The following is a 24,286-nucleotide window of genomic DNA, read 5'->3' as shown; positions in this document are numbered from 1 at the left end:
AGAACACGCTGCTCTTTGCCTTCATCGGCCAGGCGGCAGGCCAAGCAGGCATCCTGCTCATCGCCGCCTCTGCTGGCGAACATTGAGCCCCGCCGCCGAAAAGGCGACTACGTCAACGGCCTGGTAAGGCGATGATCGTGCGCGAAACGCAGGATCGCCTCCACATCGGGTGTGTGCCCATAGCAATAGCGCTCGAGCAAGACGCGGGCAGAGGGGGCCCCGTCATCGGAGCTGTCGGAAATCGGCGTGCTCATCAGAATGCCCTCCAATCGGCGTCTTCCAGCCCGAGGAGGTCGGCAACCTTCTGCAGTTCGGACACCCACCCACGCAGCCACTGCTGGACATTCAGGCGGTCATAGGTCTGCCAGCTGCCACCGGCGTAGGCAGCCGCCTGAGCGTAGGTGAGGCTCAATGCCTCAGCCATGGCGTTGGAGCCGGGGGTCAAGGCCGGGATGTCGATCATCCGCCCGCCGACCGCTTCAAACGCTGCCCGGGTGCGGCCGCCGACCTGACGCCCGTACTGGTCCTGGAAGTCCTCAGCCGACCACAGACGGTAGTCGCTCTCCTTGACGCCAACCATGCTGCGCATGGCAACGATCGGCGCGCTGGCGCCGAACCGCTCCACCGCCTTGGCGACGCCCCTGATCGAAGCCACGTCGGGCGAGAAGGGCACCATGACGATCGGCTGCCGCCCGCAATCGACGATGTGCTGGATGAACTGACTGGCACCGAGATTTTCGCTGAGTTCGTCGATCTTCGTGAGGCCGCCGGCGGGGGTGTCGATCATGACGAAGCGCGCGTCGGATTCAACGGCTTCGAACAGGGGAGCGACGCCCTCCGGCCGGAACAGGTCGGCCTTCAACACGCCCCGCCCGGCGTCCTGCTCGGACAAAAGCCGGCCTGCTTCGTCGCGCTCACCCAATCGCTGCGTGAGCGTCGAATTGAACCCGTCGGCATCGATGACGTGGACCCGGAACTTGTCGCCGGCCGTGGCGCGGAGCACCGTCGCCATTGCGATGAGCGACGTCGACAGCTTGGCGCCTCCTTTGTCCTTGAGGCCGATGATGGCCTTGCGCTGTTCGTATTTTAACAACTTACTTCTCCTTGCGGTGTTCAGACGCAGTCATCGAGATCGACTGCGGGATTGAACCGGGGCGGGGTCGCGCCGGTCTCGGCGTCCGCCGCGGCTTTCACCGGCGGCGGGGTGGGCGAGGGGGATGGCGCCGGCGTCGGATCGACGGTCGGCGCAGCTGACTCTGCGGGAAGTGGCGCGGCCGCTGGTGCTGCGGCCGCAGCCGTCTCAGCGGGTCCGGCCGCCTCGAACGGCGCAATTGCCGGTTCAACGGCGCCAGCTTCGCGAGCGAGACGGCTGCGATAGGTCCGCAAGGTCTCGGCGCTGATCTCGACGCCCAGCTCGGCGAGCAATGCCGCGATCATTGGATCGGTCCATTTGCGCATGCGGCGGTCGAGGATGAGTGGTTTGAGCAGTCTGACCGCGCCCATCGTCGTGAGCAGCGAGGCCGGCTCCTCAGTCGCATCGCGTTGGTGCTGGGCACGCAGCGCGGCTTCGAGCGCGGCGCCGTCGAGGTGCCGGCGCTTCGACAAGTGCGATCGCGGGGATGAAGGCGGCGTTGGATTGCTCATCCCGACGTTTTGGGATGGCACATCTAAATCTGTAGAAATATGTTACACTTTTCGACCCGCGCTGTTATCGCGGTGTCATGCCGTGTCCGCCAGCGCGCTTCCCCCGAACTGACGTGACCGCCTCATTCGGGGAGGCGGTTAAGCAAGCTCGCAACGATAAGAAGTGGACGCGGACGGGACTTGCGCGCCGCGTGGGCGTGACCCGCCAGACGATCATTCGCCTTGAGGAAGGGCGCACGACCCCAGGCGTGGAGCTCGTGCGCGCGCTCACGCATCCGACGGTCTTCGGCCGTTTGCCCGGCCTCGATTGGGATCTCCCTGCGCGCGATGCTCTGCCGTGGGGCTTTCTCGCCCGCCTGGCGCGGCGCGCGTCGGGCCAGACGCTCGGACAGGTCGCCGAAAAGGTTGGCTGCAGCATCGCCACGCTGTCCGACTTCGAGCGGCACGTGCTTTATTATCCAGACATTCTCGGCGTCCGGCATGATCGCGTCGGCAAGCGTTATGCCACTGCACTGGGGTTTGAAGACGCTGACGATATGTTCGCCTTCCTTGAGGCCAGGGACGCGACGCCTTGGCTGGACAGGATCGCGACCAAGTTCAAACAACCTCGGCTAGCCAATGCGCTCCGGCCATCGCTGCGACCGGCTGAGCCGGTGCCGGAGATCGACCTGAGCGCATAGCGCATCGAGCTGTTATGTCAGGTCACGACATGTTGGCGCGCGCAATGTCGAGTGTGGTCCGATCGTGCCACATACCGTTCGATCGTCTTGCATCACATGACGTGCTGGAAAGTCTCTCAGGGGGAGATTTTTGACACAGGATGGGGCTTCACCAGGGTGAAGCCGTCGAATGGCCGCTCGGCGCTTCGCTTCTCGCAGCCAGTTACGCGCTGTCGCGCATGTTACGGGCTGCCCCGGTTCGTTCGTCCGGGTCAGGCAAGTTTGCGCAAGATCACATTGGGCGGTCGATTGCGCGCGGATAATCTCCCCGCATGGTCATCGTCGAAAAGCCGGCAAAGGAAGCGGAACGCAATGCGTCGCGTTACGCGCGATCGCTGGCCCGCTATATGGAGACGGCGAAACGCAGCACGCCTGCCGAGGAATATGGACTGACCCTGTCGCGCTATATGGTAGCCGGCAGGGAAGCTGCGCGCGAAGCAGAAGCCGAACGCGTGCTGGCGACGGGCGGTCTCGTCGGCGGCCAGGTGCTCGCCTGGGATGCAGCGCTACTCGAGCTCGAGCAGCGCATGGCCAAGCGGTCGAGTCGATCGAAGAAGCCCGCGCGCCACCTGGTCGGATCGGTTCACACCGAGGAGGACATCACCCCGGAAGCATGCGCCGATACTGCGGCGACCCTCGCCGATGAACTTGGCTGCAAGGCCGGGATCATCATGTGGGCGCTCCACGGCGACACCGACAATCGTCACATCCATTTCCTGGTCCTGACGCTCGATGAACATGGCGCGGCTACCCCGTTCGGTCGCGATGGCCGCTCACATGAGGCGATGCAGCGAGCGATGGCACGGATCGAACATGCGCATGGGTTCGCTCGCGAGGCGGGCGCGAGATATGAGGTTCGCGACGGCAGGGTCGAGCGGACCGCGTCGATGCCGCCGCGAGCAAAGAAGCGGGCGGCGATCAATCCTTATGTTCTTCAATCGGAGGAAGAGACGGGCGTCGAGAGCTTCACCCGTTATGCACAGGAACTGCTCGTACCGCAGCTTGAGCGGGCAGCATCATGGGACGAAGCGCAAGCCCTGCTTGCACCGCTCGGTGCGCAGGTCGTCAAGGCCGGCAGCGGCGGCGAGATTCGAAGCGGTGACGGCCTTCACCGCGTCAAACTGTCGAATGTCGATCGGGCACTGAGCTGGGCCAGGCTGACGCGACGCTGGGGCGAATGGTCACAGCCGACGATCGAGCCGGAGCCTTACGAGCCGCGCGTCCTCTATCCTGAGCGCGCGAGCCGCTGGGCAGAGCGCGATACGAAGGCGGAAACGCTGCACGCGGCGCTACAGGGGCGGGTCGAACGGTTGAGGCTCGAGCGCAAGTCGCTGCTAAGCGACCTCAGAGCCGATCTTGCCGCGAGGCGCGCGGAGCTGGGCCAGCTGGCTGGCGATCCTGCCGACCTTGCAAAGCTGCGGGCAGGGCTTGCCGCGATCGCGAACCGTCGCGTCACTGCGATCAATGCCGAATATCGCGACCGCATCGCAGCGCTTCGCGAACTGCGCAGCGAAATTGACGAAATCGACAATCTCGATGACATCGTACCGGACGATCTGGGAGCTCAGGACTGCTCGCTTGTGATCGATTGGGCGACGTGCCCGGCAGATCGCATCGCGCCGACGGGGTTCGTCGCCGTTCCGGTGGGTGCGTCGGTGCAATACTGGCGCGATGATCTGCGCGGCAGCGCGCCAGCCTTTGTCGAGCGCGGCGATCGCATCTGGATCAACGACAGCGCCGATGACGCTGTCCGTGCCGCGTTGATCGTTGCCCGAACCCGCTATGGCACCGTGGCCGCGTACGGAGATCCTGCCTTTGTGGCTCAGGCACGGCGGCTTGGGCGGGAGCTTGGCATCGAGGTGCAGGAAGGTGCCGCCACGACCGTTCCGCCCGCGCGACGGCGATCGTCCCGCATCCAGCAGCGGCGGGATGCAGTTCGGCGGTCGAACGCCGCCGCCGGTCACCCGCAAGCGATGCCGGAGGTCGCAAGTGCCACAGCTGAGCGCCACGCCCCTGCGAACCAGGCGCACGCTGTGCCGCACCGCGCAAGTGCCGGCTCAATGTCGGAGCACCAGCGCCGTGCCATCCTCGCCAGGGCCGCTCGCCAGCTTGCCGAGGATGATTGGGACCCCCGCGAGTACGATCGCGCCGCCGCAAGCAGCAAGCGCCGCGGTGGGGAGCGTCCGCGGGACGGTGTCGAACGCACGCTGCCCTCATCCCGAACGCACCAAGCCCGCGCTGAGGCAGCGGGGAGGAGTCGGTGATTAGCTATACGGCCGCTTGCGCACGGCGCGAGCGAGGAAAGGAGAAGGCAGTTGGGAAAAGATGATCCGAACTTGGCGGACGTTCTCGCCACATTCGAGCAGCGCCCGGGGATCATGAACGAGCTGGCCGCGGTAATGCACGAGCGCAAGCCGCTTGTACCCTTTCCGGCGTGCGCCACTTGCCCCGCGTCGCTCTGGTATCTTGACCAAGAGCTCGCCTGTTTCTGCAAGGTGAGGAAAGACGACACCTGGGGCGGCCGCGCGGCAGCCGTCCGGGCCTGCGCCGAGCGCGAAACGCTCCTGGCGCCGCCGGACAGCGACGAACAGCCGCTACGATGATCCGGGCCGCCATCAGCTCATGCACCGCCGTGCATAATGTACCTGGGGGAGGCGGCCTATGAAACCGAATGACTATCTCGACTATACGACCTGCTTCCAGCGAGCCGCCGACCGCCTTTTCGCCGGCTTGCCCGACCGGCCGCGCGTCCGTATGGATAAGCAGGGTCAAATCCGGTTCACCTATCGGACCTGGTCAGCCGCGATTACGCGCAACACGTTCAAGGGTATCATCCCGCTCCACGGGGCCCGCAAACTCATCCCCGGCGGCGCACGCGGCGGCCCTGTACAGGTAGCCATGCCGATCATCAAAGCAATGTTCGGGAACTGTCCTGTGCTGCAGGCGCGGCGCAACGCCACTGCCGCCAGGCTCGGCCTGACGATCAACGGTCGCCATGCCGATCTCGACCCATCGCGTGTGCTGATCGACCGTCAGCAGAAGACGACACTGGTCGCAGAAGGCCTCGATCTGCACGCCGCGGTGATCGCAATGGGCAAGAGGGATGAGTGGTGGTTCAGCCGCAACATCGTCGAGACCGTTCAACTGGACGTCGACAGTCACATGTTGACCCTTGGCCAAAGCGACGACAGCGTTCCTATCCTGTCGGCCTGGCAGCAGATCGAGGGCGGCGCGTTCTATACGGGTGACACGCTCGATCTCGACGTTCCGGTTCCTGAAATTATCGCGCTCGCTGCAGCGGGCTGGCAGCTCGGCGAGATTGTGGAGACACGATCGCCCGAGCTCAATCAGCGACGGATCAGGTCAATGGTCACCTGGCCCGTCGAGGTTGCTCTCAGGCGCCAGCAATGGACGGTCACAAGCATTTTGCTGGAACCCGACACGGTCGAAATCGGTCCACAGCGCCAGTGACACACCTGGTCTCAGCATTCTGAGGTAGGTTTGCTTGCAATGGTGCCGGCAGCAATGCGCCTCAATGTCGGTCGTTCCGGCAGGCCTCAAGAACTCCTGAAACCTGCCGTTCGATCAGACGCCGTTACGTCCGGACCGGGCGAACCGACTCAGCCTGCGCCCGCTTTCGGTCGCGGACTTCCGGCGCAAACTTGTTCGTCGCTTTGCTCATACACGCTCCACCTTCTCAGGAGTTGGAGCCTCCGGCAAACCCGGGGCGGTTCACGAAGTCCGCAGAATCGGTCGGGAGCTCACCGGTGAGTTTTCCGAGGCGGGTGTGGGTAGCAACCTCCCCTTTGGTATATTCCCAGAGGTTGGCGCGCATGTCGCCGACCTTCGGCTTCGTGAGTGCTGTAAAAGGACCGCGCGCAAAGGGCAGCTGACGTTAACCCGATCCTGCCGACCATGACCTGACCAGATTGTGATAGCATCCAGTCAGCGCGATCAGTGCGGCGTCCGCGTCGCCGACACGCGCTCTCAGCGATTGAATGGCGATGTCCATGTCGAACAGGATGTCACGACGCCCCGCATCAGCGACCAAGCTCTCGACCCAGAAAAACGATGCCACCCGTGTCCCGCGCGTGACGGGCGACACGCTGTGGAGCGTAGTCGCCGGATATAGAAACAGGTGCCCGGCCGGGAGCTTCACCCGTTTGCCATCATGTCCGTCCTCGATCACCAGTTCGCCGCCATCATATTCGTCCGGGTCGGACAGGAAGAGGGTAGCGGACAAATCGGTCCTGATCGTCGCCCCGCTGCTGCTGGGACGCCAGGCATTATCGACGTGCGAGCCGAAGCCTTGGCCGATGCCGTAGCGATTGAACATCGGTGGAAAGATGGAACGCGGCAGCGCGACCGACCGAAATACGAGACTCTGTTCCAGCGCCGCCAGGATGATGGCACCCGCTTCACGGGTTTCGGCGCAGTCTTCGGGAAGCTGCGCGTTGCTCTTGGCGAGCGCCGACTGATACCCGGCCGTAGCCTTGCCGTCCGCCCATGGCGCGTGTTCAAGAATGAGGCGGATGCGGCGAACCGCATCCGCGTTCAGTAGGTTTTCGAGCTCGATCATCATGCCCGAGCCTTCAAAGATCAGTATTTGAACGTCAAGGTAAGCGTTGCCGATCGACCCGCCGCCGGAATGGACTGGCCGCTGGCGAAGGAATAGAAATAGCTTTCGTCGCCGATATTATAGACATTTGCGCGCAGTCCGATCCGATCGGTGATGTCATATTCGGCAAAGGCATCGAAGACCGTGTAGGAGGGCGTGACGATCACGAAATCCGATGTCGCGGTCGGACGGATGTTGCTTGTCCGGCTGGACACGTGTTGAGCGCCGCCGCCAATGACAAACCCCGTCGCCAGTGCATAGCTGGTCCAGATCGAGGCGGAATGCTCCGGCGTTCCGTCGAGCCGCTGGCCTACCTCAAAAGGACGGTTGGATCGGGTCACTTTTCCATCGAGATAGCTGTACCCTGCGAACAGGTTCCACTTCGACGTGACGCGACCGACGGCCTGGAGTTCAAATCCACTGACGCGCTGCTCGCCATCCAGCACGACCGCTGGATCGCCCGGGTTGATGCCCGGGGTCCGCGCATTGTCGCGGGTTATCTGGAACACCGCACCCGAAAGCTGCAGAGTGTCCTGCATCAGGTCGATCTTGGCACCTGCTTCCCACGCCCGGCTCGTTTCCGGATCGACGAAGAAGTTGGCTGCGGTGACGGGAGCATTGTTGTTACCGCCCGCCAGCTGAACGACCTCCGCCCCGCTGCCCGGTTCGAACGCGGTGCCATAGGCGACATAGATGCTCGAATTGCTGCTCGGCTTGAACACCAGCGCGGCATTGCCGCTCCATTCGCTGTCGCTGCGGGTGAAATCGACCACAAATCCCGGCGCGGTGCCGGAATCATCGATGCCCCGCGCGCGGGTCTTGACCCAGTCATGCCGCACTCCGGCAACGATGTTCCATTGTTCGCCGAGTTCGATCGTGTCGAATATGTAGAGCGACTGTGTGGTCACATCGGTCCGTGCACGTGTGCCGTTGTACGCGATCGGCGCTGCCGCCTGGAGCACCGGGTCGAACAGGTTCGTCACAGGGCCATTGGCATCGAGCCGCCGCCGGTTCTCGTTCGATTCGTCGACCAGTTCGCCGCCGATCACCAGCGTATGGTCGATTCCGCCGGTCGCGAACTTCGCCGTCAGGCTGGTCTGGTTGATGAACAGCCGGTCGACCTGATCGCGCGGCTTGCGATTGCCGACGGCCTGGGTGGCAGGTCCCAGCGTCGTGACACTGCCGACAAAGCGAGGCGATGAGATCAGCTGGTCGTTATGGACCCTGGCGAAGCGGGTCGTATTGCGGATGGTCACGCTGTCGCTGAAACGATGTTCGAACCGCCCGGTGACGCTGTCCGTGGCCACCGTGCGATAATCGGTCGAATAGCCATAGAAGTTGGTGCGGTGGACGGGCGCTACGCGACCTTCGAAGCCGGATCCCGCCAGACTGGGATTGCGACCATTGGGCAAGCCAGCATCGGGACGGTCGTTCTGCTCCAGATGTAGATAATTGACGATGAAGCTGGTGTCGCCGTCAAGGCCGAAGCCGATCGAAGGCGCTACCGCCCAGCGGCGGTTGAACACATGATCGCGGCCCGGCTCATCCGCACTGTGTCCCATCGCGGTCAGGCGAACGGCAATGCCGGCCGCTTCGTCGACCACCTGGTTCACGTCGAACGTACCACGGAAGAAGTTGTCGGTGCCAACACCCAGTTCGCCGGAAATCCGACCTGCTAACACGGGTTGGCGGGTCACGATGTTGACGGTCCCGCCGACATTGCCGCGGCCGGCAAATGCCGAAGCCGGGCCCTTGGTGACTTCGATCCGCTCGGCATAGAACGGATCGCGGAAATAGTTGCCGGGATCGCGAATCCCGTCAACGAACACATCGTCCCGCGCGGAAAAGCCGCGCACATTGAAGGCGTCCGATCCGCCTGGCGGATTACCCTCGCCGGCCTGAAAGCTGATGCCGGTGATGTTGCGCATCGCATCGCGCAAGGTGCGGCGGCCCTGCTCGGCCATGAGGTCGTCCTCAACGACGGTGATGGTTTGCGGCGTATCGACCAGGGGCTGGGTATGCTGCGGTGTCGACAGGCGGTCGGCCAGATACTTCCCCGTTACCACGACCTCATTCTCGACAGGGTCCGACCCCTGCGCAGAGGCCGGGGTCCCTGCAAGTGACGCGCCGGAAACCAGCGCGCCGATCAGCGTATTGCGAATCACTAACCACTCTCCCGCGAATATCGCGAGCCGAATAATCGTAATGCGAATTAGTTGCAACTTTGAGTTTGGCTTGAGGCGCTCGCGCCCGTCGGGCTTTGAATGCTGGCGAGTGCGCTGATGATTGCTGTCGGAGGCTTGATTAGCACCGGGGAATGACCGTCGCGGCAGGGCTAATCAGTGCGAAGTCGCTCGGGCGGATCGAACGAAAGTGCCCCGAACGATGCGAAACAGCGGTGCGCCTTGCCTCCGCAGAAAGGTCGCCGACCTGCGTAGGCTCAGCGAAAGATGCGCGCCCGCTTCGGATCGACCGCAATCCCAACCTGCTGCCCGGATTGCGGGGCGTCGCCCCGTACCGAGAGCGTGAAGCGGGTCTCGGCGATCCGTACCGTCACATCGGTTGCGTCCCCGGAAAACCGGGTGTCGATCACCTCGGCGCGAATGGGGGACTTCTCGCGCAGGGCAAGGGCGTCGGGGCGCACCATCAGCTCGGCGGGGCCGTCGGCCTGCGCCCCCGCGTCGAACGTCCCGATGACGCACTGGGTGACCCCGGCCCGAATTTGCGCGGGAAAGACGAGCGCATCTCCCAGCAATCGTGCGGCCCCCACCGACACCGGGGCACGGTAACAATCCTGCGGCGACCCCGTCTGTAATATCTGTCCGTGCGACATCAGGATCAGGTGATCGGCCACCTGCATTGCTTCGCGCGGGTCGTGGGTGACGATCAGCACGCTCGTTCCGGTTGCGCGCAGATCGGCCAGCACCGCCGCCCGCACCTCGGCGCGCAGCTGGCCGTCCAGGCCGGAAAAGGGTTCGTCGAGGAGCACCAGGGCTGGGTCGCGGGCCAGCGCGCGGGCGATTGCCACCCGCTGCTGCTCCCCGCCGGACAGGGTGTGCGGCCAGGCATGCGCCAGATGCTCGATATGAAAGCGCGCGAGCATCGCTGCAACCCGCTCTGCCCGCGCCGCGCTCGGACGCCCGCGCAGGCCAAAGCCGATATTGTCGGTGACGTTGAGGTGCGGAAACAGCGCGAAGTCCTGAAACACCAGCCCGACGCCGCGATCCTCCGGTGCGATCGCCCGCCCGGGCTGCGAAGCGATCGTGCCGCCCAGGTGGATTTCGCCGCCATCGACCGGCTCCAGCCCAGCGATCATCCGCAGCAGCGTGCTCTTGCCGCAGCCAGACGGGCCGAGCAGACAGGCGACGCCCCCCGCCGTCAGGGTAAAGCTTGCGTCGGTCACTGCCGGCCTGTCGCCATAGCGGCGCGAGACAGTCCGGACGTCGAGCACAGGATGGGTCATCCGCTTGCGCCTAGGTGCCGGGCCGCGCCCGCGCAATCCGGCGCGTGAGCCATGCGACCGCAGGCAGCGACAGCGCGACGATCAGGATCGAGGGCAGCCCGGCCTGGCCCAGCCGCTCGTCGAGCGCATAGTTGCTGGCGATCACCGCCAGCGTGTCGAAGTCGAACGGGCGCAGGATCAGCGTTGCGGGCAGTTCCTTGAGCACGTCGATGAACACGATCAGTGCGGCGGTCAGCATTGCGCCGCGCGCCACCGGAAGCTCGACGGCGAAGGCGGCGCCGCTCTCGCTGCGCCCGAGCGTCCGGGCCGCCTGGATCATCGACGGGGTGACCCGCGTCAGGCCCGCGTCGATCGGCTCAAGCGCGGCCGCCATCAGTCGCGCGGCATAGGCATAGACGAGCAGGACGATGCCCACCGCCATGCCCGATCCCGGCACCAGCCCCCAGATGACCCCGGCCGGCGCGAGCAGCCCGATCGCCATCACCGCGCCGGGCGTAGCATAGCCAAGGCTTGCCAGCCGTCCGGCAAGCGGCAGCCGTCGGGTTCCGAGCGCGAGCATGGTTGCGAGAGTCACGGTGACGATCGCACCGGCGATGCCGAGCGACAGGCTGTGTCCCGCCGCGCGGGTCAGGCGCGGCCAGTCCGGGGTGACCCCGGCGACATTCCATGCGAGCCAGCCGACCGGAAGCACCAGGCCCGCGAGCAGCAGCACCGCGCAATATCCGGTTGCCGCCCAGGCCGAAGGTCCGGCGAGCGGTCGGACCGGCATGTCGCGCCAGCGCCCGCGGCCCGATTCATGCGTGCTGCCCCGGCGACCCTGCCGTTCGATCCACAGCAACAGCGCTGCGGCTGCCAGCAGCGGGAGCGCGAAGCGTGCGGCGCTGACCGTCGATCCATAGACCGACCAGGCGCGCACGACGCCGGTGGTAAGGGTCTGGACGCTCAGAAACTGGACCGCGCCATAATCGGCGAGCGTCTCCATGACTGCGAGCGCGACGCCTGCGGCGAGCGCCGGTCGTGCCATCGGGAGCGCCACCCGCCACAGCGCCTGCGATCCGCTGCAGCCGAGCATCCGCGCGGCTTCGAGGATGTTGACCGACTGGTTCACGAACGCGGCGCGCATCGCGAGGTAGACATAAGGATAGAATGCGCAGGACAGCACGAATGCCGCCCCGCCGCTGGCGCGGATCCCGAATGGCAGGTCAAAGCCAAGGTCGGCGCGCATCCAGCTGCGCAACGGCCCTGCGACATCGAGCAGATCGGCATAGCCATAGGCCAGCGCAAAGGCGGGGACGGCGAGCGGCAGCGCGAGCGCCCAGGCGAACAGGTCGCGCCCGGGGAAACGGTGCATCACCACCAGCCAGGCCGCGACCGTGCCGGTGACCGCAGTGGCGATGCCGACGAGCAGCGCCAGCCAGGCGGAGGTGGCGGCATAGCGCACGACGTCGCGCCCGGCGATGTCCGCGGTCTCGCTGCCCAGCGCTGCGAACACCACACCGATCAGCGGCAACGCAACGGCAATTCCGGCCGCCCCTGCAAGGGCGGCCGGGATCGAGATGCGTGGAAGAACGCCTTGGCGCAGCGCCGTCAGCGCCAACCCGCCGCGCTCATCATCGATTGGGCCTCGGGCTGGCGCGCAGCGAAGGCGGCGACGCTCATCGGGTTGGCGGTGAAGGTCGCATAGGCATCCACCGGCGGCGGTGCGGGCACATCGGGCGACGCGGGGTACTCGTTATTGTTCTTCGAGATATGCGCCTGGCTGTCGGCAGAGGCGAAGAATTCGAGCAGCTTGAGTGCATTCGCCTTGTTCGGGGCGTTGGCCGCGACGCCGCCACCGGAGATGTTGATATGCGCGCCCTTGCCGTCGAGGCTGGGGAATCCGAGCTTCACCTTCTGCGTGATGGCGCGATCCGCTGCGTCTTCACCGGTGGCCATCCGCACATAATAATAGCTGTTGGTCAGCGCGACTTCACATACGCCAGCGCCGACCGCGCGAATCTGGTCGCGGTCGCCACCCTCCGGAGGGCGGGCCATGTTGGCGACGATGCTCTTGACCCACTGGTCCGTGCGTGCCGGCCCCCAGGCCTCGATCAGGGCACCGACGAGCGAGAGGTTATAGACGCTGTCGGACGAGCGGACGCAGATCTTGCCCTTGAAACGCGGGTCGGCAAGCTTGGCGTAATCGTCAATCTCTTCGGGCTGAACCTTGGCCGCGTCATAGGCGACGACGCGCGCGCGGCGCATGAAGCCGTACCAGTTTCCGCCGGGTTCGCGCAGATTGTCGGGGATGCGCGCGGTCAGCGTTTCGGACTGAACCGGCTGGAACAGGCCCGCCTGCTGCGCGCGCCACAACGCGCCGGCATCGGCGGTGATGAACAGGTCGGCAGGGCTGTTTGCACCCTCGCTCTTCATCCGGGCGATGAGTTCGTCGGGCCGCCCCTCGATCCGGTTGATCTTGATCCCGGTTTCGCGCGTGAACCGCTCATACAATGCATTGTCGCTGTCATAATGGCGCGCGGTGTAGAGGTTGACGACCTGTTCACCCGCGGCTGCGCCGCTGTCCTTGGCGCCGTCCGAACAGGCGGTGGTCAGCGCGAGCGTAAAGGTTGCGGCGACGGCAAGAAATCTCGACACATCAACTCCAGTCGTTCGTAAATGACCCCGCCGATCTAGACCAGTTGCAACCGGTTCTCAACAACCCCGTGGCGGGATCACCAGCGCGTCATTCGATTCGCTAGCGACCAGCCAAACCGCGCGCAACGCGATCCGACGCTCAAAGCCGCTGAGAAAAGTTGAGATGTTCGAGATGCACCGCGCGCCGGATGATGCCGCTGATCACCCGCCGATCATCGACCCGCGCCACACCGCGCACGTTGTCCGGCAGCGGACGCAGCCGTTCGAACTGGGCTTCACTCAACCAAAACTCGCTCTAATTCCCGAAAGCGGTCGTCGTTATCATGCTCTTGCGGTTCGCTTGGAGATGAGACGCAGGCCGCCTAGAAGAACGGCAGTGAGCGGCATATGTCACCCGAACGCGGTGGGCCGTCCTTCGCGGTCGACTGCAACCATCGTAAAGCGCGCCGACCCGGCCAGGCGGCGTTCGCCCGTCAAAAGGCCTTCTGCCCACAGGTCCACAGCGATTTGCACCGACGTGCGGCCGGTACCAACCGGTCTGGCTGCGAGTTCGACCAACTCACCTTCACGGATGGGAGACTCGAATTCAATCTTGTCCGACGCCGCCACGACCATCACCGCGCGCGCGCGCCGGGTCGCGGCGATAAACGCCGCCTTGCCCATCATCTTGAGCGCGTCGCCGCCGTAGAGCGTACCATAATGGTTGGTCTGCGGTGGGAATACGATCTCGACCATCCGCAAGAGATCGTCGTTTGGCGCAGAAGCAGTCAGGTCGAGCGGCGGGAGCGGCAGGACCGTTTCGGCCGTCTTTACCGCGACCATCGCAAAGCGCCCGCTCGCGCAGGTGCGTCGCTCACCAGTAACCAGGGCTTCGGCAACGAGTTCGACCTCCACATCGAGCGAACTGTTGCCGACACGAACCACGCGACCGGTGGCCTCGACCATCTCGCCGATGCGTCCCGGTGCCCTGAAATCGATCTTGTCCGATGCTGCGGTAACGAACGGTGCGCGGCCATGACGTGTGGCGGCAAGAAACGCCACCTTGTCCATATGTGCGAGCGCCACGCCGCCGAACAGCGTGCCGTGATGGTTGGCATCGCCGGGGAAGATCATATCGATCAACTGGACGGTACCGGGCGCAACGGCGGCGAGGTCGCTGCTCATCGATCTGCGCACGCTGCCGAGGCAGCGGCTCCGACCTTGAGCCCTGAAGATGGCAATGAACAGTGCATCTGATCGACGGGCGCAAGAGTGTGGAAGTCGCTGGAGTGGAAGACGAGAGGCATGACCGCGTTGGCCACCGATGCGCGATGAAGGCGAAACAGGACGATGTCGTGGTCTCCGGCAGGTATCTCCCGCTCGAGTGCGCATTCGAGCCAGGCTGTCGCACCGGCGAGGAACAGCCCGCCGTTGGTGGTCACGTCATAATCCAGCCCCTCAAACCGGTCGTCGCTGCGCTGCGATAGCTGACGCGCGACTGCGGCGTGCCCGTGGCCCAGAAATGAGATTCCGATCCGGTCGCACCCGCGCAATTGCTGCCAGGTCCACGACCCGTGCTTGATGCACACCGAGACCAATGCGGGCTTGAGCGAGATCGCCACGAAGGCGCTTGCGGTCATGCCGATCGGCTGGTCCCCATTCATCGCGCACAATGCCGTGACGCCGGTCGGGAACCGGCCGAACAGCTGGCGCAGATCGCTGTCGTCGTCGATATCGCGGAGGATGGTCATAGGGTTTGATCCTTGACTGACGGCTGGATGAATCGGGGTCATGCCGCGGCTGTGACCATCGGCACGGCTTGTTCGGGGCGCAGGCTGTAGCGCCGGGCGAGCGCGGCGCAGATCATCAGCTGCATCTGGTGGTACAGCATCAGCGGCAGGACGATCAGGCCAACAGTGCTGGCCGGAAAGAGGATGTTCGCCATCGGCAGTCCGCTCGCCATGCTCTTTTGCGATCCACAGAACGCGATCGTGACTTCATCCTCGACCGGCAGGCGCGACAGGCGAGCGGCCGCAGTCGTGAAGACGAGGGCGATCGACAGCAGCAGCAGATCGAGCAGGATGACCAGCGCAATGCTCTGCGGCGTCACCTTGCTCCAGATGCCCGCGACCACGCCCGCGCTGAACGCCGCATAGACGACCAGCAGGATCGATCCGCGATCGACCAGCATCGTCAGCGTCTTCTGGCGGGTGAACCAGTCGCCGACCAGCGGGCGCGCCAACTGGCCGATGATGAAGGGCAGCAGGATCTGCAGCGCGATCTCGCGCACCGCGTCGAGCGAAATGCCGCCGCTATTGGTGGTCAGCAGCAGTGCCGCGAGCACAGGCGTGATCACCACCCCGGCTAGGTTCGACAGCGACGCGCAGCACAGCGCCGCCGGGACATTGCCGCGCGCGATTGAGGTCAGCGCGATCGACGATTGCACCGTGGAGGGCAACAGGCACAGGAACATCAGGCCGGTGACCAGCCCGCTATCCAGAACGCCCCCCGCCAGAGCGATCAACGCGAACCCGATCACCGGGAAGGCGAGGAAGGTGGTGGCAAAGACCAGACCCTGCAGGCGCCAATGGGCGATGCCCTGCCAGATCGCCTGCCGCGAAATCTTCGCGCCATAGATGAAGAACAGCAGCGCGATCGCGGCGTGCACGACATGATCAAGCACCTCTTTCCGGACGCCCCGCGCGGGAATGATCGCGGCCACCGCGACCATCGCCATGATCGCGAAGATATAGGGATCGAGCCGCGGGCGGCGCAGAAGAGCGTTCATCGAATATTCCTGAATCGAGCACGCGACCGCGCCCGGATACGCCGTCCGGCGATGCCGTGTGGGCATCGCCGGACCCGATTTTTGCTTACGCCGCCAGTTCCTTGCGGACGATCTCCGCACCCGCACCCAGCGCCCTCAGCTTGCCGTTCGCAACCGCACGCGACAGCGGCGCCATGCCGCAGTTGGTGGCGGGGATGAGCTTGTCGGCATCGACGAAGCGCAACGCGTTGCGCAGCGTCGCCGCGACCTCTTCGGGCGTCTCGACCGTGTCGGTCGCCACGTCGATCGCGCCGACCATCACCTTCTTGCCGCGAATGAGCTCGATCAGGTCCATCGGTACGCGCGAACACTGGCATTCGAGGCTGACGATATCGATCGTCGACTTCTGCAAATTGGGGAAGATTTCCTCATATTGCCGCCATTCGGAGCCGAGCGTCTTCTTCCAGTCGGTGTTCGCCTTGATGCCATAGCCATAGCAGATGTGGACCGCGGTCTCACACTTAAGCCCCTCGGCGGCGCGCTCCAGAGTCTTGATGCCCCAGTCGTTCGCCTCGTCGAAAAAGACGTTGAACGCCGGTTCGTCGAACTGGACAATATCGACGCCTGCGGCTTCCAGCTCCTTCGCCTCTTCGTTGAGGATGCAGGCGAATTCCCAGGCGAGCTTCTCACGGCTCTTATAGTGATCGTCGTACAACGTATCGATCATCGTCATCGGACCGGGCAGCGTCCATTTGATCGGCCCGTCGGTCTGCGCGCGCAGGTACTTGGCATCCTCGACGAACACCGACCTGGGCCGCGACACCGCGCCCACCACCGACGGCACGCTGGCGTCGTAGCGGTTGCGGATGCGCATGACCTGCTTCTTTTCCCAATCGACGCCTTCCAGATGCTCGATGAAGGTGGTGACAAAATGCTGGCGCGTCTGTTCGCCATCGCCGACGATGTCGATACCCGCCTTTTTCTGATCATCGACCGCAAGGCGCAGCGCGTCCTGCTTGGCGGCGACAAGTTCTTCGCCTTCATGCTTCCACGCGGCCCACAGCTTCTCGGGCTCAGCGAGCCAGGAGGGCTTGGGCAGACTGCCCGCGGTCGTCGTGGGCAACAACATCGTCATGTTCGAAAATACCTTTGAATTCAGGGGAGATCAGGCGGCGAAACTGGCCGACCATTGTTCAAGCGCTGCGCGATAGGGCTTGATGAACCGCTCTTCGGCGAACTTGCCCTGTTCAAACGCGAGCCGGCTACGCTCCTCGCGGTCATAGACGATGCGGGTCAGCGAATAGTCCTGGTATTTCAGGCTAGGCCGATACTGTTCCGCCGCTACCGAATTGGCATTGTAGATCTCGGGGCGATAGATGCGCTGGAACGTGTCCATCGTCGCAATCGTGCTGACCAGCTCGAGGTTGGTATAGTCGCCCAGCAGGTCGCCGATATGGTAGAAGGCGAAGGGCGCGGCGCTGTTGCGCGGCATGAAGTAGCGGACCTTCATCCCCATCTTCGCGAAATAGTCGTCGGTCGCCGAGAACTCGTCATTCTCATATTCAAAGCCCAGGATCGGGTGCTCGTTGCCGGTACGCTGATAGGTCTTGTTGCTCGACACGCTGAGACAGATCACAGGCGGCTTGCTGAACGTTGCGCGATACGCTTCCGACTTCAGGAAATGCTTGAACAGATTGCCGTGAAGGTCGCCGAACCCTTCTGGCGTGCCCGAGTTGGGATGCGCCTTGCTATGTTCGGGCAGCACGACGCTGAAGTCGTAATCGCGGATGTAGGAGGAAAAATTGTTCCCGACGATGCCGTCCATCCGCGCTCTGGTCTTCTTGTCGATGATCGTGGTCCTGAGGATCTCGATCAGCGGGAACGCATCCTGAGCGCCGTTGGCGGCGACATGCATCTCGGCGGTGATGATGGTGAGCTCGAGCGCGTAGCGATCGCCCGCCGGATTGTCCCAGTGCGCCAGTGAATTGAAGCGGTTGTCGATCATGCGCAGCGTGTTGCGCAGATTTTCCTCACGGCGCTCACCCCGCGCCAGATTGGCGAAGTTGGTCGTGATCCGCGTATTGTCGGCCGGCCGATACTCTTCGTCGAACGGAATGCTCTTGAGCGTGAAGGTGAAGGCGCTGTCGGTCATGGTCGGTACCCCAAACTGCATGTGCGGGCAGGAGGGCCGAAGGAAGAACGCGCACGATGGACAGGCGACGGCGGACAGCCGCAAGCCCTGCGTCAAGCGCGATCCACCGGAGACACCCCCGTCCGAGGAACGTTATCGCGTCGGAGGCAGGTCTCCTGGCTCACGGGTCGTCGCGGTGGTTCCGGCCTTCCCGAGCGTCTTGCGGACGCTCAGTGGCACAAAATGGAACCGCCACTCGCCGCTTACAGTTGCGGGGGCAGCGCCGGAATCTGCCCAGAAGGACATCACCGGCTTCCCGTCTTAGCCCCGCCGTCGTGCCTGAGGCGGGGAACCTCGACGCGCCCTTTCAACACAATCGAAACTACGCTGTCAATCCTGATATAAAGATATCTTTATATCGTTATGAGATTGTGCTGCGCGGCGATTGTCATGCGGGAATTGATGATTGACATATCGACGGGTGCGGCCGGTCGAGAGCGTGACGCACAAGGGTCGACCAACGACATGGTCCGCAATCGGGGCGAGATCGAGAGCCATGCTCTCGGACCGCAGACCCACTGCGAGGTGATGATCGAGCGGAAGACGGCAGTGTTCAGAAACGGAGTTCTGGCGCAATCGGCTTACGTGCGTCGGCTTTGCCCACTGCCGTACCCGAAAATAGACAGGCTGCTGACGGCCTAATTCGAGTTGTACGCGCACCACCCGCTACGATGTCTGCTTATGCCGCTCCGGCGGCCACAAGCCGCCAGTCCGGTTGCGGCCCAGCTTCGGTCATTCCGTCAACCAAAAAATTTTGGCTTAGCCGTGGGAAAACCAGCCCGCTGCCCGAGGCCAGCGTTGGCTATCGCAACCGATCGACCATCGTTTCGGCTGCGATGAGAGAGCGCTGAGCGCTAGGGAGTGAGAACTGGGAAGTAGAGGAAAAGAGCTGATATCTGGCTCTTGGCTTTCCGGTTCTCCTTCAAGGAGAATGCTCATGAACTCCCCTTATGTCCCGCCGGTCGTCCAGGCGATCGGCCTGGCGTGCGTGCCCGTTGATGACATGCCACCCGGCACCGCAATGGCACGCAAGCCGGTCGCGGCGGCGGTGGTAACGCTGCACATGCGCGATGACGGGCGCCGCGATGTGACCGTCACCTGTATGTCCGATGCGCGCGATCTTGAATTCCCGCTGCCGGTGCTGGTGGAAGACGCGCTGCTCGCCGGCGCGCCGACCGTCATCACCGAACTCGACTGCAATGTGCTGAACATTGAGGCGGCCGCGCGGCGGTTCTTTGTCGAGCCCAAGCTCGGCGCGCTGGCGAGCGGGCAGGGGCGCGTGGACGCGGTGGCGATGTTCGGCTCCGGACACGACGAAGTGGGGCTGTGCCGCCGCCTCGGCATCGCGGCGAACATGGTTGCCGACCGAGATGTCGCGCAGTGGTGGCGCCGTGACGCGCCGGCTGCGGCCGAAGGCGTGGCACTGACCAGCGCCGTGTCGCGTCTGATGCTGTGGGCCCATGGCGCATCGTTCTTGGCGGGACTGCCGGATGCCTTTTTCGAGACGCTGCTGCCGCTGCGCGAGAAGCTGATCGATCTCGAGGCGGCACGCCCGGAAGTGAAGGCGATCCTGACTTCGCGGCCGTTCGGCCGGGCAGGCTCGTTCGCGAGCTACTATCGCGAGTACCGCGTCAGGCGCGATGCCGGCGACGAGGATGCACGCTGGGTGACCTTCGAGGAAGGCCTCTCCTACGTCTGAACCTGAACATCTGCACCAACCTCGACAAGGCCCCGCTAGCGCGGGGCCTTGTCGTTTGTGGAGACGAGATCATGCGACAATGGCTGTCACCTGATACCGAACGCGCCGCAGCGCTGCTCGAAGCGCATCCCGACTACCGCATTCTGCGCTCACTGCCACCGCTGGACCTGCTACCGCTACCCGCGGCTGAAGGCCGGGTCCGCACTGCCGCAGTTCTGGACACGGAGACCACCTCGCTCGATCCGGCAACCGGGCACATCATCGAGCTGGCGATCTGCCACGTCTGGTTCGATGCACGCGGCCGCATCGTTGGGGTCAGGCGGGTGCATGACTGGCTGGAGGATCCGGGGTACCCGCTGCCACCGCAGATCGCGGCGCTGACCGGGCTCACCGACGCAGACCTCGCCGGCAGGCGGATTGACGATGCGGCAGCGCTCGACCTGCTGTCGGGCGCCGACCTGATCGTTGCGCACAACGCGAGCTTCGATGCCGCCTGGATCGAGCGGCGCTATCCTTCAGTGGCGGGCAAGCCGTGGGTATGCTCGCTCAAGGACATCGACTGGCGCGGTCATGGCTATGAGGGCCGCCAACTCGGCGCGCTGCTCGGCGAGGTGGCCGGGTTCTTCAATACCCGTCACCGCGCCGATGCCGATGTCGCCGCGCTGGTCGCGCTGCTCGCCACGACGCTGCCATCGGGGAAGACAGCCTGCAGCGAGATGATCCTCTCGGCGCAACGCCCGACCGTGCGGCTCATCGCTAATGGCGCGCCGTTCGAGGTCAAGGACCGGCTGAAGGCACGAGGGTATCGGTGGAACCCGAAGATCCGCTGCTGGTGGATCGAGGTTGCCGGAAGTGCGACCGACGACGAGCGTGCATGGCTCGCTGCCGAAGCGGGCTGCCACCGACCAACGCTGCGCGAGATCACCTGGCACCAGCGCCATCGCACCTGAGCCTCTCATCTCGATTGCACGAAAGTCGAGCGGCGTCCGCCGCCGATCATGGCCGCTTACGACCAACACACAAGGGAGAATACCATGTATAGCCTCTATCACGACCGCCCGTTCAACGTCCGCTATGCCGTTCACCAGCACAGCGGCCGTTACACGCCCGAGCTGCTGCGCACGCATCGCACCGCACGCGCGTCGTGGCTCTATATTCATCGTCAGCACGGCATCGATACGTTCGGCCCCACGCCGGACTGGTCCCGGCGTGACGACCTAGCGGCGCACGGCCGTAGCGCTCCGGCGCGGGCAAATCACCCCTCGCTCGACGGCATCGGACTGTGGGACGAGGCCGATCGGCATGCCGCGAGCATCCGTCCCGACGAGCCAGTTTGCGCGCATGCGGTGGGGTCGCTGCCGATCGGCGAAGATGTGGCCGGCTGGCGCAACCTGATCGAAGGGTTCGCCGAAGACCATCTGACCTCGCAGGGCATGGTGGTCGATTGGGCGATCCACCACCGGGCGGCGAGCGACGACAAGCCTGAAATCCTGCCGCATGTTCACATGCTGATCGCCATGCGGGTGTTCGATCCGGTCCATCCCGATCTTGGCCGTATCCGGCAGAACTGGGTGCGCACGGAGAAGGCGCGCAAGGCGCTCGCGGAGAAGTGGTGGGCGTATAGCGGAATTGCGCCGCGCAGCTATGCGCTTGCGGCGTGATCCAGCCCCGATCGACTTCGTTCTAGCCGTTCATCGGCCTATAAGCTTGGGGTTCGGTATCCCTTCGCAGGAACTGGACATCGCGCCGCCCTGAAGGCGGCGCGACCCACATGCCATGCTGCGACCGTCCGACACGGTCACGCGGTCTGGGAGGACGATGATGGCTGGAAAGTTCTTGCGCATGACCGCGGAGAGCGTTCATGCGCGGCTGCGGCACGGGCGATTGAGGTTCCAGGAAGCGATCCATGTGCCCGGCGATCTCACGATATCGGACCCGACCATTCAATATCTGTGCAATGCCCTGCGGGTCGATGGCGGCCTGGACCTGTCCGGCTGCACGCGCCTTGAAGCGCTCCCCGAGCGGCTGATTGTCAGGGGCGCGCTGATCATCGACCGATGTGTCAGCCTCAAACGTCTGCCTTCTGGTCTGCATGAGGTGAACCGCGTTAGCGCGGAAGGATGTACGGCGCTAAAATCCATTGCCCCAATCGGGGTCTGCCACGGTCCGGTCAACCTCATCGGCTGCGCGGGACTGGAGCCGCTTACACCCGATTTCAGAGCGACCACATCACTGCAGATCGATCACTGCATCATCTTTCCGCGCGCATTTTGCGTGGACCTGAACGTGCCCGAAACGATTATCGCTGTGGCCCCGGGACGCCGCATCCGCGAGCTGATCGATCACCGGCTGCTCTCGCGCCATCCGATCCGCGAGGAGATCGTGACCCATGCCGAACGTGACCTCGCCCTCGGCGACCTTCGCCTCGGCATCGATGCCACCTCGTTGGTTATCAAGGAAGGTCAGCGGAAGGGCAGGGGGAGAGGAGTGGGCAGGCTTTCAGGATAAGGGGAAAAGATAATATCATGATCACCATCATCGCAGTCTCCGCGGCAATCCTGGCGATCCCGCTGATGGCGCGGCTGCTGGTCGCAGCCATTGCAACGCTGTTGGGGGCAGCGCTCGTCATCCGGTCGCGGCGTATCGCTCGCCACATTCTTAGCCGTGGCATCGGACAGCCAAATTCCCGGTCCGATCGCAAGCTAAGCCGCGCCGAGCGCCGACTCTTGAAGCAGGGCCTGAAGCTCGCGCTCGATCAGACTGAACTCAGGAGCCTGTTTCCGCAGTCAATGGTGCGAGCTGAGATCTGGGCGAACCGACTGGTGCCCTGACCATGGCTGCCGCAACCCCTAATCCGTGTTGCGATCAATCGATGCTGGCGTCCTCGTTCAGGTCGGACGCGACGATGATCCCGCTGGCCCACTGATTGGGATCGACACTTGGCCAGCGATTGTAGCTGTGCAGAAATTCAAGCCAGCCGACATGGGTTGCAATCCCCGACCCGGGACGGGTGAGTTCCAGCATAATGAGCGCCGCCTGGCCCTCGCGGGTGAGAACATAGCCGTGCCTGTCGATCACGGTGGCAAGGCCGAGCATCTCGAGATGAAGAAGATAATGCTCGAACAGCGCCGTCGAACCGCCGAAGATGTCGCAGACCGCCCGCCGGTCATCGACCTTGAGGTGGCGCGACGATGCCGGGCACCTGGCACCGGCCTTGAAGATCGGCTGCTCGTAGCGGCCGGAATGTAGCCACGACATCGTCCGGCGCATGACTTCGAGCTGCGCGTCGCCGGGCCCGCGCAACCCGGTGCCGACACGGTAGAAGGCGAACGCACGCCTGAGCGTCGTAAAGCGCCTGCGGTCGGGCGTGACGACGTAATCGGGATTGTCCTTGCCATCGACATATTCGAGCTGCCGCCCCCACATGACGGTCGGCTCGTCGGTGAAGAACCAGTCGCGATCGTGAAACATGGCGGACGATCAGAAATCGCGGGTCGATTGCACGCTGCCGGGCCGGCACGCGCAATCGTCGATGATCCTCGACACGCGGCTCGACTGCCGGAACGACGGGGCGGCATATTGCTGGAGCGTGGTCCAGCGTTGCGGTTCGAACCGGGGCGGGGTGGCGTGATCGGTGCTGGGCACCACCATCAGCTCGAAGATCCAGTGGGTGAGCTCGTCCGCGCCCCGGCGGTGGAGCATGGTCGCGAACCGCTCCCAGCGGTGGCACTGGGTGTTGAGCCAGCCGATCATGCCTTCGCGTGCGTCGATGGAGTCGGTCGGCAGCGACCAGCTCTCGGTCCAGGCGCCGTCGGCGCCGCGCTCCTGCATCAGTACCGCCGGCTGACCATCAATCTCGCCGCGCGTGAAGCGCACCGCGCCGTCACTCGGCGGTGCCGCCGTCTCGACGACCACGAGATCGCGCGTGCCGGTCGCCGGCGCGTGCAGGAACCGCGGAATGTCGTCCTGCACATCGACCGCCGGCATATGGATCGTGCGCCGCATGCGCTCGAACAGGGTGCCGCCGGCCACCGGCGTGGCCCCGCGATTAAAGGTGTTATCGGGCATGCCTTTTCTCCTTAGCTGGCGAGGATGCGCTGCTCGCCACGCTGAATGGCGGCGGAACGCTGCTGGGTTGCATCGTCATGATCGATGATGACGGGCTTGGTGGCCTCGAGCATCGCAAGCACCGACCAACCCAGGCTCGAGAGCTGGGCGTGCTTGAACACGGTACCCTGATGCTCGAGCAGGTCGCGATTGGAAAGGTCGAGCATGTAGCAGCGGAAGAACAACTCGCTGCCATCAAACAGGTGCTGGATCATCGCTTGTGGATCGATCCTGTACATCTCTTCTGCAACGCAGCGCAAGGTAGCGCGCATCAGCTCGAGCTGATCAGTCTGGTCCTCGCACATGCACATGTCGAGGTGATGCCCCCAGAACGCGTCCCGCACACTGTCCCACAGGTGCCCGTCGGGCGCCTGCAGCACGACGTGCGATCGTCCGATGGTAACGGGCTGCAGCGTGCTGCCCCAGGGGCGCACCTGCGCCAAAACGAGTTCATGCGACATGGCG

At 64.3% G+C, this 24,286-nt stretch carries 24 protein-coding genes, 1 pseudogene and 1 riboswitch; of the genes and pseudogenes, 9 read left to right on the top strand and 16 right to left on the bottom strand.

Annotated elements, in window-relative coordinates; all coding sequences use genetic code 11:
* Positions 1-253: 253 nt before the first annotated feature.
* Together KYX69_RS16590 and KYX69_RS16585 are read right to left on the bottom strand one after the other, a co-directional pair.
* Entirely contained in the window at positions 254-1,093 is an 840-nt protein-coding gene (locus tag KYX69_RS16590) for a hypothetical protein (RefSeq protein ID WP_126003479.1), read from the bottom strand.
* A 20-nt stretch (positions 1,094-1,113) separates the two neighbouring features.
* Positions 1,114-1,605 (bottom strand): hypothetical protein, encoded by a 492-nt coding sequence (locus tag KYX69_RS16585; protein ID WP_126003480.1) that lies wholly within the window; start codon positions 1,603-1,605, stop codon positions 1,114-1,116.
* 116 nt (positions 1,606-1,721) lie between these two features.
* Between KYX69_RS16585 and KYX69_RS16580 the strand changes: the two genes are divergently transcribed.
* From KYX69_RS16580 to KYX69_RS16565, 4 genes are all read left to right on the top strand, one after another.
* Entirely contained in the window at positions 1,722-2,324 is a 603-nt protein-coding gene (locus tag KYX69_RS16580; RefSeq protein WP_126003481.1) for a helix-turn-helix domain-containing protein, read from the top strand.
* Between the two features lie 311 nt (positions 2,325-2,635).
* Positions 2,636-4,627, top strand: coding sequence for an LPD7 domain-containing protein (locus KYX69_RS16575; RefSeq protein ID WP_300499078.1), 1,992 nt, complete (start codon positions 2,636-2,638; stop codon positions 4,625-4,627).
* Between the two features lie 51 nt (positions 4,628-4,678).
* Positions 4,679-4,966 (top strand): hypothetical protein, encoded by a 288-nt coding sequence (locus KYX69_RS16570; protein ID WP_126003483.1) that lies wholly within the window; start codon positions 4,679-4,681, stop codon positions 4,964-4,966.
* Positions 4,967-5,024: 58 nt separating this feature from the next.
* Positions 5,025-5,834 (top strand): hypothetical protein, encoded by an 810-nt coding sequence (locus KYX69_RS16565; RefSeq protein WP_300499076.1) that lies wholly within the window; start codon positions 5,025-5,027, stop codon positions 5,832-5,834.
* A gap of 424 nt (positions 5,835-6,258) precedes the next feature.
* On the opposite strand, the gene KYX69_RS16560 is transcribed toward KYX69_RS16565, so the two are convergent.
* From KYX69_RS16560 to KYX69_RS16510, 11 genes and pseudogenes are all read right to left on the bottom strand, one after another.
* Complete coding sequence (locus KYX69_RS16560) at positions 6,259-6,945, bottom strand: Fe2+-dependent dioxygenase (RefSeq protein ID WP_294017774.1); 687 nt, start codon at positions 6,943-6,945, stop codon at positions 6,259-6,261.
* A 17-nt stretch (positions 6,946-6,962) separates the two neighbouring features.
* Positions 6,963-9,146: a TonB-dependent siderophore receptor gene (locus KYX69_RS16555; RefSeq protein WP_257844182.1), complete on the bottom strand. Its 2,184-nt coding sequence runs from the start codon at positions 9,144-9,146 to the stop codon at positions 6,963-6,965.
* 275 nt (positions 9,147-9,421) lie between these two features.
* The gene (locus KYX69_RS16550; protein ID WP_257844183.1) at positions 9,422-10,444 is read right to left on the bottom strand and encodes an ABC transporter ATP-binding protein; all 1,023 of its coding nucleotides are present in this window, start codon (positions 10,442-10,444) and stop codon (positions 9,422-9,424) included.
* A 10-nt stretch (positions 10,445-10,454) separates the two neighbouring features.
* Positions 10,455-12,041, bottom strand: a complete 1,587-nt coding sequence (locus tag KYX69_RS16545) for an iron ABC transporter permease (RefSeq protein ID WP_300499071.1) — start codon at positions 12,039-12,041, stop codon at positions 10,455-10,457.
* The gene (locus KYX69_RS16540; protein ID WP_294017771.1) at positions 12,032-13,078 is read right to left on the bottom strand and encodes an extracellular solute-binding protein; all 1,047 of its coding nucleotides are present in this window, start codon (positions 13,076-13,078) and stop codon (positions 12,032-12,034) included. Before KYX69_RS16540 ends, KYX69_RS16545 begins: the two co-directional genes overlap by 10 nt.
* 187 nt (positions 13,079-13,265) lie before the next feature.
* Positions 13,266-13,361: pseudogene (locus KYX69_RS16535) on the bottom strand (IS5/IS1182 family transposase); the annotation flags it as partial.
* A 107-nt stretch (positions 13,362-13,468) separates the two neighbouring features.
* Positions 13,469-14,242 carry an acyl-CoA thioesterase gene (locus tag KYX69_RS16530; protein ID WP_257844188.1) on the bottom strand — a complete coding sequence of 258 codons (774 nt, stop codon included), beginning with the start codon at positions 14,240-14,242 and terminating at the stop codon, positions 13,469-13,471.
* A complete protein-coding gene (locus KYX69_RS16525; RefSeq protein WP_257844189.1) occupies positions 14,239-14,808 on the bottom strand; it encodes a flavin reductase family protein in 570 nt (189 codons plus the stop codon). The genes KYX69_RS16530 and KYX69_RS16525 overlap by 4 nt, the downstream gene beginning before the upstream one ends.
* Before the next feature lie 38 nt (positions 14,809-14,846).
* A complete protein-coding gene (locus KYX69_RS16520) occupies positions 14,847-15,845 on the bottom strand; it encodes a bile acid:sodium symporter family protein (RefSeq protein ID WP_300499067.1) in 999 nt (332 codons plus the stop codon).
* Between the two features lie 85 nt (positions 15,846-15,930).
* Positions 15,931-16,959 carry a methionine synthase gene (locus tag KYX69_RS16515; RefSeq protein ID WP_257844191.1) on the bottom strand — a complete coding sequence of 343 codons (1,029 nt, stop codon included), beginning with the start codon at positions 16,957-16,959 and terminating at the stop codon, positions 15,931-15,933.
* Positions 16,960-16,989: 30 nt separating this feature from the next.
* Positions 16,990-17,976: a DUF1852 domain-containing protein gene (locus tag KYX69_RS16510; protein ID WP_294017770.1), complete on the bottom strand. Its 987-nt coding sequence runs from the start codon at positions 17,974-17,976 to the stop codon at positions 16,990-16,992.
* Positions 17,977-18,103: 127 nt separating this feature from the next.
* Positions 18,104-18,327: riboswitch (cobalamin riboswitch) on the bottom strand.
* 625 nt (positions 18,328-18,952) lie between these two features.
* On the opposite strand from KYX69_RS16510, the gene KYX69_RS16505 reads away from it, so the two are divergent.
* The 5 genes from KYX69_RS16505 (at position 18,953) to KYX69_RS16485 (ending at position 22,545) form a co-directional block, all read left to right on the top strand.
* Positions 18,953-19,714, top strand: coding sequence for a hypothetical protein (locus KYX69_RS16505; RefSeq protein ID WP_300499063.1), 762 nt, complete (start codon positions 18,953-18,955; stop codon positions 19,712-19,714).
* Between the two features lie 71 nt (positions 19,715-19,785).
* Positions 19,786-20,664 carry a 3'-5' exonuclease gene (locus KYX69_RS16500; RefSeq protein WP_300499060.1) on the top strand — a complete coding sequence of 293 codons (879 nt, stop codon included), beginning with the start codon at positions 19,786-19,788 and terminating at the stop codon, positions 20,662-20,664.
* Between the two features lie 84 nt (positions 20,665-20,748).
* Positions 20,749-21,375 carry a MobA/MobL family protein gene (locus tag KYX69_RS16495; protein ID WP_300499058.1) on the top strand — a complete coding sequence of 209 codons (627 nt, stop codon included), beginning with the start codon at positions 20,749-20,751 and terminating at the stop codon, positions 21,373-21,375.
* A gap of 160 nt (positions 21,376-21,535) precedes the next feature.
* The gene (locus KYX69_RS16490; protein WP_300499054.1) at positions 21,536-22,222 is read left to right on the top strand and encodes a hypothetical protein; all 687 of its coding nucleotides are present in this window, start codon (positions 21,536-21,538) and stop codon (positions 22,220-22,222) included.
* Between the two features lie 17 nt (positions 22,223-22,239).
* Positions 22,240-22,545, top strand: a complete 306-nt coding sequence (locus KYX69_RS16485; RefSeq protein ID WP_300499050.1) for a hypothetical protein — start codon at positions 22,240-22,242, stop codon at positions 22,543-22,545.
* Between the two features lie 34 nt (positions 22,546-22,579).
* Here the strand turns inward: KYX69_RS16485 and KYX69_RS16480 are convergent, their stop codons facing one another.
* From KYX69_RS16480 to KYX69_RS16470, 3 genes are read right to left on the bottom strand one after another with little or no spacing between them, the layout of a single operon-like run.
* Positions 22,580-23,185: a hypothetical protein gene (locus tag KYX69_RS16480; RefSeq protein ID WP_300499046.1), complete on the bottom strand. Its 606-nt coding sequence runs from the start codon at positions 23,183-23,185 to the stop codon at positions 22,580-22,582.
* Between the two features lie 9 nt (positions 23,186-23,194).
* Entirely contained in the window at positions 23,195-23,782 is a 588-nt protein-coding gene (locus tag KYX69_RS16475; protein WP_300499042.1) for a hypothetical protein, read from the bottom strand.
* 11 nt (positions 23,783-23,793) lie between these two features.
* On the bottom strand, positions 23,794-24,282 hold the full coding sequence (locus KYX69_RS16470; RefSeq protein WP_300499039.1) for a hypothetical protein: 489 nt from the start codon (positions 24,280-24,282) through the stop codon (positions 23,794-23,796).
* Positions 24,283-24,286: the final 4 nt, after the last annotated feature.

This window comes from Sphingomonas sp. (genome assembly GCF_030145815.1).
In the GTDB taxonomy this organism is placed as follows: domain Bacteria; phylum Pseudomonadota; class Alphaproteobacteria; order Sphingomonadales; family Sphingomonadaceae; genus Sphingomonas.
This window is presented reverse-complemented; position numbering and strand designations above follow the sequence as displayed.